Here is a 10,575-nt window from a genome sequence, read left to right on the forward strand (position 1 = left end):
GTGCGGGCTTGATTTGAAAGTTTGATCGTCAAACGGCACGATCCATGCCCTGCCAGAGGCCGCTGCCTCCGGAAAGCCGCAGATCGCCGGTATGGATCGGATAATCGAGGCAGGTTATCAGCATCTAATCGCAGCCGGATGAAAGTTCTTCAGCGGGCATATCTGCCGCCCATCCTTTTCAACACCCAGTGCGGATCTGCCACCAGCCTTCCGGCGACGATCTTGTCGTCTTCATGCATCGGCATCGTTGTCGACTGTTCACGCAGCGCAGATGACCGCGCGTACGGTGAGAGGAGGCGAGGCAGACGACAACATCCATGACCTCGCAGGATTGGCAGAGGTTCGCTAGCGTTTTCGCTGAACGGCAATGGAGCGCTTAATCATCACTGGCTCGAACTCAGGCGATTGCGCGAGCCACTGATCCACTGCCTTCCGACATCCTGAATAAGACGAATAGTCGTCAAATATGATGTAACCGCCCTTTACGACATGTGGCGCAATGCGATCGATGCAAGTCTTGACCGAATCGTACCAATCTCCGTCGATATGAGCGACCGCGACTGGCTCTGTCAGGTTCATGGTATCCTGGAACAATCCCTTGATGAAATGGATATTGTGCTCGGATGCAGAAAAGCCGAAAGTCTTGAGGTTGTTGGCGACAAGCTGCTTTGTATCGCCCAGGTAGCCGTAATATTCATCCTGGCCAATGCCCCGGGACTGCCCAGACTCGATTTGAGCATAGCGCTCATGTGCATCAAGCCCGTCTTCCGGCCCAGGAGCTGGGATCTGGTCGTAAACGTCATACAGGTCTAGTGGCCTGTTGTGAGACTTATAATGGCACATGAAGATGGCCGAACCGCCAAGGGCGACCCCCGCCTCAACGAACCGCCCTTCCAGTTTGTTCCGTTCCACATCAACAATACAATCGTGAAGGATGGCCAGTTTGTCATAGCCGCAGTATGTCAAATTGCGAGCGCGCAACTCATCCGAAAGCGTCTTGATTTCGGTGCGTATWTGCTCGCCTTCGTCAGGAGCTTTTCTCTCMGTCGCTATCGCGCCGTTGCTCTCCGGCTGTTGTTCGCCACGTCGGGATTCAGCGTGTCGAATCCGCTCCAGCCGCCAAATTTTAAAGAGCGCCCAGGGCAGAAACGGATAGGCAAGGAATGCAGAGGGCCTAAAGGGCATGGCACGTGCGACCGTGAAATACGGCCCCATATAATGCTTGAGATTACCTTTGAAGTGATACAGCCGACACTTCGTCGCCGGCTTGAGGATGTCATGATTGCTCAATTTCGGGGTAAAATTATATTGTTCGCAGTCCAGCAGAAGGATGTGTCCCAGCCAGTTTTCGATCACTTGAAGGTTACGCATTTTGCTGTGATGTAGGCCCACAAGATCACGGAGCGCGAGCTGGTCGCCGAACCATGTCTTTTCCTCCTCGCTCATAGACGTGTAGCTATCAATCATCTGAGACATCATGCTCACTACGCGCTTGCGCGCTTCGTCACCGCTATTGACGATCAACAAGCCGCCGTTGATCGGTGAGTTGTGGGAGCGTCGGAAAGTCAACGCGAGATCAAAGGTACCGGTCTTCTGTTCAAATAAGTGGGCGAAGCTTCTGAGGCAGAGCATGTCGGAGTCGAGCAGGAATACCGGGTGTTCGCTACCGAGGCGCGTGAGTGCATCGCGTTGCCAGACCATGCGCTCATACATTATTCGATCGATGTCGATTTCGCGACGCCAGATCGTAGCACCCGGCAATTTAAATCGGCTGTCTGTATCCGTAAGAATGGTGAGGGTCGTGCCCGGGTGGTAGCGTCGGAATGACGCCCACATGAGGGCAATCATTTTGTGATAATCCCGCGCGCGGAAGTCTCCATATTTGGTTCGATCGATAACAGCGGCGCCTTTATCGACATGAAACACAACAAGTTGCACTGACCTTTCATTCAGCATGCCCGGACGCCTCGTCAAAGATCTTCTGCTCCTTCAAAATCCACGTCCTCCGGATCCGGCGCAGTAACAGCCAAGCCTGCGAGGTCGATGTGCAGCGGCGGTATATAGTGCGAACGAATTATCTTTCCCTCGGGTCGCAGTACTCGGACACTCTTCTCTTCCACGTGACACAGTATGTCCATCATCGATCCCTGCGAGATGTTGACTCTGATCGAGTAAAGGCCAGGCAAATAGATGACAGGATCAAATTTCATGCGAACCGTGTGCCTGCCTTTGGTAATTTGTACCCATCCCAATTCATCTCGTGTCGAGGAGGGATGATAGACCACTGGTTCGACCACCGGCTTAAACATGACGTTGAAAGCACACTCGTCAAGGTCTTCATGAGCTGTCACGGCTACTTCGACGGTCAAATCCTCGCCAGGAAAAATCTGCTCAATTTCGTGGCCTGCATTGTCAAGCAATCGGACGTGGTCGATGGTTATTTTCTTGCCTGTCTCAATTGATGTCGCAGAGGTTGACGGCTTGTCCCGACTGTTTAGCTTTTCTCTTGTTGCTCTGGTTTGATCGGCTTCATAGGCATCGAGAACGGATTTCGAATCTCCCTCTGCCAGCACTTGGCCCTTCTGTAGATAGATTGCTCTGTCCGTCAGGTATTCTATCGAAAGCCGGGAATGGGAGACGAGAATGAGAGATGCCCCTCCCTTGCGGATATCGTTGATTTTGTTGCGGCACTTTACGCGGAAGCTCGCATCCCCGACTGCCAGTACCTCGTCGACGATGAGAAGTTGCGGGTCGGTGTGGACGGCGCATGCAAATCCAAGCCTCATCCTCATGCCCGTCGAATAGGTGCCAAGTGGCGCGTCGATGCTTTCGCCGATCTCCGCAAAATCGACGACCTCGTCGTAGCGCGCTCGTATCTCGTCTGTCGTCATACCAAGAAGCGACATATTGAGGTAGATGTTCTGAGAGCCACTGAGGCTGGGTTCAAAGCCTGCGCCGAGAGCCAGCATGGGTGCGATCTTGCCACGGGTCTCGATCGTTCCGGATGTCGGGTTTATAACCCCGGCTATCAGGCGAAGCAGGGTGGTCTTGCCGCTGCCATTGACCCCGACAAGGCCAAGTGACTCGCCTTTCTTAAGCTCCAGATTTATGTTTCGAAGCGCCCAAAATTCGCCAGCCTTCAGCTTGCTGGGGTCCTCTTTAAAGGCACCTCCAATCAGCGTACGAATGCCCGAGGTAAAGGAACCTTTCAGATCGCGATTGAATTTTTTGTTCAAACCGTTGACACGGACGACGGCATTCTCTGACATCATCGTCCTCCCAACAGCATGCGCTCGACGATGAGCGGCTTAGCCTTGATGAAGAAGCGCAAACCAACAATCAGTAGACACAACACTGTCAGACCGAACACAATCGACAGTGGAATGTCAATTGGCGCACCCGCCATCGCCTTGCGAGCTGGTAAAGCTATCGGGGCAATCGGATGAAAATATAAAACAGTCTCCAATGTTGTGCCGGGCCGCGGTTGAAAGAACACCGGGCTAACTAAGAGACCGAACGACAAAAATAGCTGGAAGATGCGCTTAACGTCCTCCACCAATAGCGCAAAGGGAGCAATAAAGGCGCCAAGCATTGCCCCAAACACCGTCCCGAACAGGATGATCCCGCAGCTAAGTATGACTCTCAACGGGCCAATTCCAAAGGCAAGCGACGTCAGCGCGACGAAAAGAATACGGATCAGGCCGTCGACCAGGATTGCAAACAACTGGCTGAGCACGATGCTGAGCATTGGAAAGCGGACACGCGCGATGAACGATCGGGAGGCTTCAACCGATCGCACCCCTAGCATAAGAGCCTCACCAAAATTCAGCCACGCCACCACTCCAATCATATAGAATATGAAAAACGGGAGATTGATGTCTGGCGCGAACATGATTCCAGATTGATGGGCTCCGTGCGCTGCCACCGTTAGGACAACTATAGGGAAAATGATCCAGAAATAGCCAAGGAATGATCGGCTGAATTTGGCCTTGAGCTGTGGTCGGAACAATTGATAGGCAAGCGCGATACTATGCCGGACCTGTTTGGCCGGCGAAGGCGTGCCATCGAAATCAATGTTTTCAGTCTGCATGCTGAGAAACAAACGTCCTATCTTGGTGGTAAATTGCATGGTCAGCGGGGCACCGATATTCAGCTTTTGGCCGGTGCGCCAGCGAAAACTTCTCCCGCACGCCGTTTTGAGGCGTCTTGCCCCGGCTCCGAACGAACACGATACCTCGGGTTGGGATAATGTTTGCGATTGGGTTTCTCCTGCTATATCTAAAGCGGCAACTCAAGACCTGTACGAGTATTGCTACCGATGAAGTGCCGTTGAATGCTGCGCCGTATCGCCCGTATGTTCCGCCCCACCCCTCAGGGCCAATCGACCTCGAAGATTTCTCCGCTCATATTCGATCGTCATTTTTCCGACGCTCGGCATAGGGTGGTGATAATGGCTGATGGAGCTGGTGCAACTCAGCGAATAAGCTTTGATTTGCCGCTGACGTTACGCCGGCAGACCGGGGAAGTTGCGCTCGCTCTGTTTGAGGAGTCGGTCTTTTCAACCCCTCAAGATATGCGTGCACTTCTGTCGTCTTTGCATCCGACCATAGTGGTGGCGAGCCGCTATGGAGGTGTCGGTTCGAAGGAAGTCGTTGCTTACTGTCACAGCGCGGGCATTTCGCTCGTGAGCCATTTCGACGATGACTTGTTTGACGTTCCGCTCTCGCTGGGTAAGGCAAAGTACGATCGGTACCATGATCCTATCCGCCTGCAGAGCATGCGAGCGCTCTGCGAAGGCGCTAGCCTTATTTACCTGTCCACCGAAGAGCTGAAGAGGCGTTTTAACCGCTATGACTTCAGGTCCGAGGCCATCGCCGGCGAGATATATTGCCCCGCCTCAAATGACATAAAGCGAGAACTGTCGGACAAGCTCCTGTTCGGCTACATGGGGACTGCCGGTCACGCGGAGGATCTCGCGCAAGTCCTGCCGTCGATCGAGCATGTGCTGGATCGTCTCCCGGAAGCGCGCTTCGAAACCTTCGGATCGATCAAGATGCCGCCTGAAATGGTTCGGAAATACGGAAGCAGGGTGCGCGCCATTCCGCCGACGACGGACTATAATGGTTTCCTCGCGAGGATGCGTGAGCTTGACTGGAAAGTGGGCTTGGCGCCGCTGGTGCGCAATCCGTTCAATGACTGCAAGGCAAATACCAAGTTCATAGAGTATGCGAGTTCCGGCGTCCTGCCTGTGCTGTCGACAGGACCGGTCTATGCTCGTATTTGCGATATTACGGGCTTGCCCCAAACCGAGAACGAAACCTGGTCAGAACGGATCATCGAATTGCTTTCGATGCCCCAGAGCCAAGCGGCTTCTTTGTTGCAGAACGTGCAGGATAGGATCGCGGAGTTTTATTCTCTTGCGAGATTGGAGGACCAAGTTGTAAGGGTCCTGCGGTTGCATGTTTGAATGCAAGAGCGGTTCTCGGTGACGCCTTGCGCAGTATGGATCTTTTCCTGGAAGCCACATGAAGATTGCTTGGGTATCGGCAGACATCAGCCCGAACGTTGCCAGTTTTAGGTATCGCGCGCTTTATCCCAGCTTCGCCCTTGCGGACAATGGATTCCAAAATGCCTATTTCTCGGTTCGCGATGCCAAGATCGAGCATTTGAAGGAGTATGATGTCGTCATATTCGTCAAGACGGTAAGCCATGTTTTGACCGCGATTATGCGGGAACTCCGCGAACGGTACGCACGAAAGGTCTTTCTCGATCTATGCGATTATGTCACGCATCCCAGGTACGGCAACAGCTCGGGGGAACTGCGCAGGGTTATCATTCTCTCTCAGGCGCCCTACATCGACGCTATCGTGGTGCCAACGGAGCAGTTGAGGAAGGTTTTATCCGCTTCGCTTTCGGATTCAATTCCCATCGTTGTTATTCCTGATCAAGCGGAGTCTAGTGCGCTCATTGAGCGCACGCGTGTTTTCAGCGTCAAAAAGATTGATGCCTATAGTCTTGCTGAACTTCGCCGACTCGTTCGCCCGCGCGCTCGCTTGATCGCCCTGAAATCCAAAATAGGACGCCTGCAACGACAGGCGCGGGGGTCTTTTCTGGCTCTGCGGATGCTGGTCGCAGAGCTGTCCCGCGCGCCGCGCAGCTTGCCGGCGAGGTTTCATCAGCGGCTTCGTAATTCTTGGGCATCCAGCTCTCGAAGGGTCGCTTCTCTAGCGACTGCAAGTCGCAATAAGATGGGGGATCAGGCGCGGGTCTCGGGTCTCAACGGTGGCAAGAAGCTCATCTGGTTCGGCAACGCGGGTTCGGACAGCTTTCAATCGGGCATACAAACCCTGACGCTCATTGCATCCGATCTGATCCGCCTTGCGCAGACGGTTGATTTCGAACTGGTCGTTATGAGCAACCGATCTGATGCTTATAAGACCCTGATAGAGCCACTTCCATTCCGGTCAAGATTTGAATTGTGGAGCCAGGAGGGCTGCTTTGAGGCTGTCAGGGCGAGTGATGCCTTCCTTATGCCCCAGATTGAGGATGAATTTTCAGAGTGTAAATCGGCCAATCGCGCCCTTCTGGCGCTGAGCTGCGGTACGCCGGTGATAGCTTCGCGTCTGATGTCTCTCGAGCCGTTGAAGGATTGCATCGTAACCGATGATTGGGACGGCGGATTTCGACGGTATCTTCTCGATGAAGCGGCGACAAAGGCGGACCTAGAGACGGCAAGATCGATTATTGAAAAAGAATTCTCGGCAGAGGCTACTGGCCGGAAATGGCTCGAGCTTATGCGGCTGGAGAAGCCTCGGCCTGCCAAATCTCCGCGGATTACTATATTCTTCAATCTTCTCCAGGACATTCACGTACTGCTGCCAGTTGTGACGGCTTTGGTTGCCGACGCTGGCGAAGGCAGGGGTGGCGACCGTCATGAGGTGGATGTGGTGCTTCTGAAGTCGGTATACCTTCAACAGCCGGATATCGTGCGAGAGATCGTAAATACCGGTGCGCGTCTTCGTCTTCTCACGGAGGACACGGACGAGGACAATCTGCGAGCGCTCGATGTGAAGTCCGCGTCCGTACTTATTGTCGGTGCGGAGACTTCTTTGCGCCCCCATCGATTGGTCCACGCGGCTGTGTTGAAAGCCAATGAACTCGGTATTCCAACGATATCCATGCAGCATGGATTGGAAGCGCCGGGTTTATCCTACTTTGACGATCGCCATACCAGCGATGTGAAAATTGCGTCGTCATCCATATTCACCTACGGCGATCCCGCGCGGCTGCCGAAGGAGGCATCATCCGGTCTTGTGCAACGCTGTATTCCCGTAGGACGATTTGCGCCAAGCACGTCGCGGCACCTTGTGACGTTTAAGAGCAGCCTCGAGGCGATCAACCCTCGCGGCCTACCGGTGATTGCGATTTTTGAGAATCTACATTGGCATCGGTATGAAGCCGATGGCTATCGCGGGCACTTCAGCGCGCATATTGAACGACTGGTGGACACGTTCAAGGATGTGTTTTTTGTCATAAAACCGCATCCGGCTGGCGTCTGGCTGCAAAAGAATCCTCGCATAGCAACCCGGGCCAACACGTTTCTGTTGCGGCGGGATGATCCCGAGTTCGCCGGTGTCACCGCCGCCGATTTGCTCTCGGCCTCGCAAGCGGCGATCACAACTCCTTCGACAGTTGCAGTGGATGCGACCCAGCTTTGCCGGCCGGTTCTGGTCTTTGCCAATACGTTGGATTTGCCTCTGTTTGAACCGCTCGAAATCGGTCGTTCCTATGAGGATATAGAGGCTTTTGTAACCCATGCTCTTGACGGCGGTGAGACTATGGACGCCGTCAGTAGCTTCAAATCGTCCGCATTGGCGCCGGGAAACGTTGCGTCCAACATTGTGCGTGAGATTGATCGTCTGTTGGACGCTCGCACGCCAAAACTGCCACAAAACAAGCACTTTAGCGAGTAATACCTCGCCCACGGCTCATCATTCTCCGCGGTATCAAAAGCTGTCTATTCCCGCTAATTCCATTTGATCCGAAGGCGGGTAAGAATGTATGAGTGAAACACGCAACTTATAGGATCCAGCAGGAAGGCAATTGACGATGCCGACTTTTATAACCCAGATCAACGATCTTGCTACCCGCAATCTGGATGATGACACTATCCGCGTATTTGTCGGAACGGACAGCTCGCAGATGCTTGCAGTCAACGTTCTGGAATACTCGATCAAGCGCCATACCAATGCAAAGGTTGAGGTCTTTGGAATGCTGGATTTGCCGGTGCCCTCACCGGTTGATCCGCGTAACGGGCAGCGCACAGGCTTCTCCTTTTCCCGCTTCACCATTCCTGCGCTGAATGGATATAAGGGGAAGGCGATCTACATGGACGCAGACATGATCGTCATGAAAGACATCAAGGGGTTGTGGAATATTCCCTTTGACGGCGCGAAGATCATTGTCCAGCAAGAGGTCAAACACGCTGAAGTGACGACGGCGAAGGAGGGAGCGCCTGCCGCCCGTAAGAAACAATGCGCCGTGATGCTGATCGATTGCGCAGCTTGCGATTGGAAGGTCGAAGAGATCGTCCAGGGTATGGATGACGGCAAATACGATTACGATCAGTTGATGAGCCAGTTCTGCATCCTTGATGAAAGCGAGGTCAAGTATGGCGTTCCATTCGAATGGAATTCGCTTGAGCATTGGGACGCAAACACCTGCCTGCTGCACTACACCGACGTTTATACTCAGCCATGGACCTATTGTGGCCATCCACTCGGATACATCTGGTTCAATGAAGTGAACCGAATGGTTGCCGAGGGGCAGTTGGCGATGGATCAGATCAAGAAAGAGGTCGATAGGGGCTATTTTCGGCCCTCTCTGATCGCTGATCTCAAGTATCTCAACAAAATTCCAGGTTTTGTACGCAAGTTCTGGTACACTTATCACAAGGCCAATGATAAGCGCCTGGGATACGTTGCGCATAAGGACGTATACGAGGCGAAGCGTCTCCGTACCAAGGCCATCAAGGAATATGAGGCGAAACTGGCCGCCGAGAAGGCAGCCTGATTCCGACCCCGTTATGATGCCCAAGGAGATTCTTGGTAGTGAAGCAAGACACAGTATTGGTCACCGGTGGCATGGGCTTCATCGGCAGGCGGCTCATTGCACGCCTGGCGCAGCGGCCAGACATTAAGTCCGTCGTCGCGCTCGACAACTTTCATCCCCAAGTCCACGGCGAGAAACCGGCTAAATCTATCGAGGGGGCGATTGTTGAAGAAGGATCGGTGTCAGACAGGGCTTTCTTTGAAGCGGTGCTTGAACGACACGATCCCGATCTGATTTTCCATCTCGCGGCCGAAACCGGGACGGGTCAGAGTTATCACGAAATTTCTCGATATTGTGATACCAACATCAATGGAACCGCCTATCTGATTGAAGGGTTGCGCAAGCTTCCCGACAAGACGAGACGGCTCGTTCTCGCCTCTTCCAGGGCAGTCTACGGGGAGGGCGCCTACAAATCGAGGCTCGGCGAAATCTTCACGCCGAAGCCGCGTCCAAGCGAGACTATGTCTAAGGSGATTTTTGATCTCTACGACAGCGTTGGTGAAGCGGCTACCCCTGTCGCTACTCCCGAAGGCATTACTCTGCGTCCATCAAGCATCTATGCTTCCACAAAGCTGATGCAGGAATACATATGCGTCCAAGGCCTCGACAACACGCGCATCCAACCCGTAATTCTCAGATTTCAGAATGTTTACGGGCCCGGGCAGAGTAGCAGGAATCCCTATACCGGTGTGCTCTCGATTTTTGGCCAGCAGATTTTAGACGGCAAGATTCTGAACATCTATGAGGATGGCGAGATCGTCCGCGATTTCGTTTACGTCGATGACATCGTCGAGGCGCTGATGCTTGCTGCCGTTGCTGGCAGCGCTGACAGTGAGCCGATAAATGTGGGAAGCGGCATTAGCACAACAATTCGTTATGCTGCTGAGTGCTTGCTCACCGAACTGGGCGCCAGCAAAGAAAATCTTCGCATTTCTGGCGATTTCCGGCCAGGGGATGTCCGTTTTGCGCTTGCCGATAATACCCGGGCTCGGACTTTGTTAGGGTACGAACCGAAAGTGAGCCTGGAAACGGGCATCGCGCAGCTTGCCCGCCACATAAAATCAGAACGCACCCAAAGATAGGCCAACCATATGGCGAACTTGGACCSAATCCAGATATTTATAGGCACCGATGAATACCAGATGATTGGCGCGAAGGTGCTGGCTCACAGCATCACTTCGCGTACAAGTGCTCCGGTGAAGATTCACTATCTCAGCGATTATGCCGCTCCTTCGCCTCAGAATCCGGCACTAAGGTCCAAGACTGGCTTCAGTTTCACACGTTTCATGATTCCGCAAATCTGCGGTTATGAGGGCCGGGCAATCTATCTGGATGCGGATATGTTGGTCTTTACCGACATCGCCGAATTATGGAATTGGCCGATGCCTGACGGGGTATCGCTTTTGTATGCCGAACAGCCGCCTGAACGCGGCCGTCGACCGCAATACAGCGTTTTCTTGGTAG

8 protein-coding genes are annotated in these 10,575 nt (G+C 53.5%); 5 read left to right on the top strand and 3 right to left on the bottom strand.

Annotation, left to right across the window (positions count from 1 at the left end; genetic code table 11):
• Positions 1–345: 345 nt before the first annotated feature.
• The 3 genes from AC1D1Z_RS19040 to AC1D1Z_RS19050 are packed head-to-tail and all read right to left on the bottom strand — an operon-like array spanning position 346 to position 4,129.
• Positions 346–1,956: a TylF/MycF/NovP-related O-methyltransferase gene (locus AC1D1Z_RS19040; RefSeq protein WP_477851575.1), complete on the bottom strand. Its 1,611-nt coding sequence runs from the start codon at positions 1,954–1,956 to the stop codon at positions 346–348.
• A gap of 14 nt (positions 1,957–1,970) precedes the next feature.
• Entirely contained in the window at positions 1,971–3,269 is a 1,299-nt protein-coding gene (locus tag AC1D1Z_RS19045; protein ID WP_165447759.1) for an ABC transporter ATP-binding protein, read from the bottom strand.
• Complete coding sequence (locus tag AC1D1Z_RS19050) at positions 3,269–4,129, bottom strand: ABC transporter permease (protein WP_130813344.1); 861 nt, start codon at positions 4,127–4,129, stop codon at positions 3,269–3,271. Before AC1D1Z_RS19050 ends, AC1D1Z_RS19045 begins: the two co-directional genes overlap by 1 nt.
• Before the next feature lie 204 nt (positions 4,130–4,333).
• On the opposite strand from AC1D1Z_RS19050, the gene AC1D1Z_RS19055 reads away from it, so the two are divergent.
• From AC1D1Z_RS19055 to AC1D1Z_RS19075, 5 genes are all read left to right on the top strand, one after another.
• Entirely contained in the window at positions 4,334–5,467 is a 1,134-nt protein-coding gene (locus AC1D1Z_RS19055) for a glycosyltransferase family protein (RefSeq protein ID WP_130813345.1), read from the top strand.
• A gap of 58 nt (positions 5,468–5,525) precedes the next feature.
• Positions 5,526–7,973, top strand: a complete 2,448-nt coding sequence (locus tag AC1D1Z_RS19060) for a hypothetical protein (RefSeq protein WP_130813346.1) — start codon at positions 5,526–5,528, stop codon at positions 7,971–7,973.
• Positions 7,974–8,109: 136 nt separating this feature from the next.
• Complete coding sequence (locus AC1D1Z_RS19065) at positions 8,110–9,072, top strand: glycosyltransferase (RefSeq protein ID WP_130813347.1); 963 nt, start codon at positions 8,110–8,112, stop codon at positions 9,070–9,072.
• Positions 9,073–9,110: 38 nt separating this feature from the next.
• On the top strand, positions 9,111–10,193 hold the full coding sequence (locus AC1D1Z_RS19070; RefSeq protein WP_477851576.1) for an NAD-dependent epimerase/dehydratase family protein: 1,083 nt from the start codon (positions 9,111–9,113) through the stop codon (positions 10,191–10,193).
• A 9-nt stretch (positions 10,194–10,202) separates the two neighbouring features.
• Positions 10,203–10,575, top strand: a 373-nt coding sequence (locus AC1D1Z_RS19075) for a glycosyltransferase (protein WP_477851577.1), incomplete at its 3' end; no start/stop codon positions are given.

This window comes from Rhizobium sp. P1_E1 (assembly GCF_056406015.1).

Coding starts and splice junctions, on each gene's coding strand:
- AC1D1Z_RS19055 (WP_130813345.1), top strand. CDS start 4,334: ATGCTGCGCCGTATCGCCCGTATGTTCCGCCCCACCCCTCAGGGCCAA.
- AC1D1Z_RS19045 (WP_165447759.1), bottom strand. CDS start 3,269: ATGTCAGAGAATGCCGTCGTCCGTGTCAACGGTTTGAACAAAAAATTC.
- AC1D1Z_RS19065 (WP_130813347.1), top strand. CDS start 8,110: ATGCCGACTTTTATAACCCAGATCAACGATCTTGCTACCCGCAATCTG.
- AC1D1Z_RS19060 (WP_130813346.1), top strand. CDS start 5,526: ATGAAGATTGCTTGGGTATCGGCAGACATCAGCCCGAACGTTGCCAGT.
- AC1D1Z_RS19050 (WP_130813344.1), bottom strand. CDS start 4,129: ATGCAATTTACCACCAAGATAGGACGTTTGTTTCTCAGCATGCAGACT.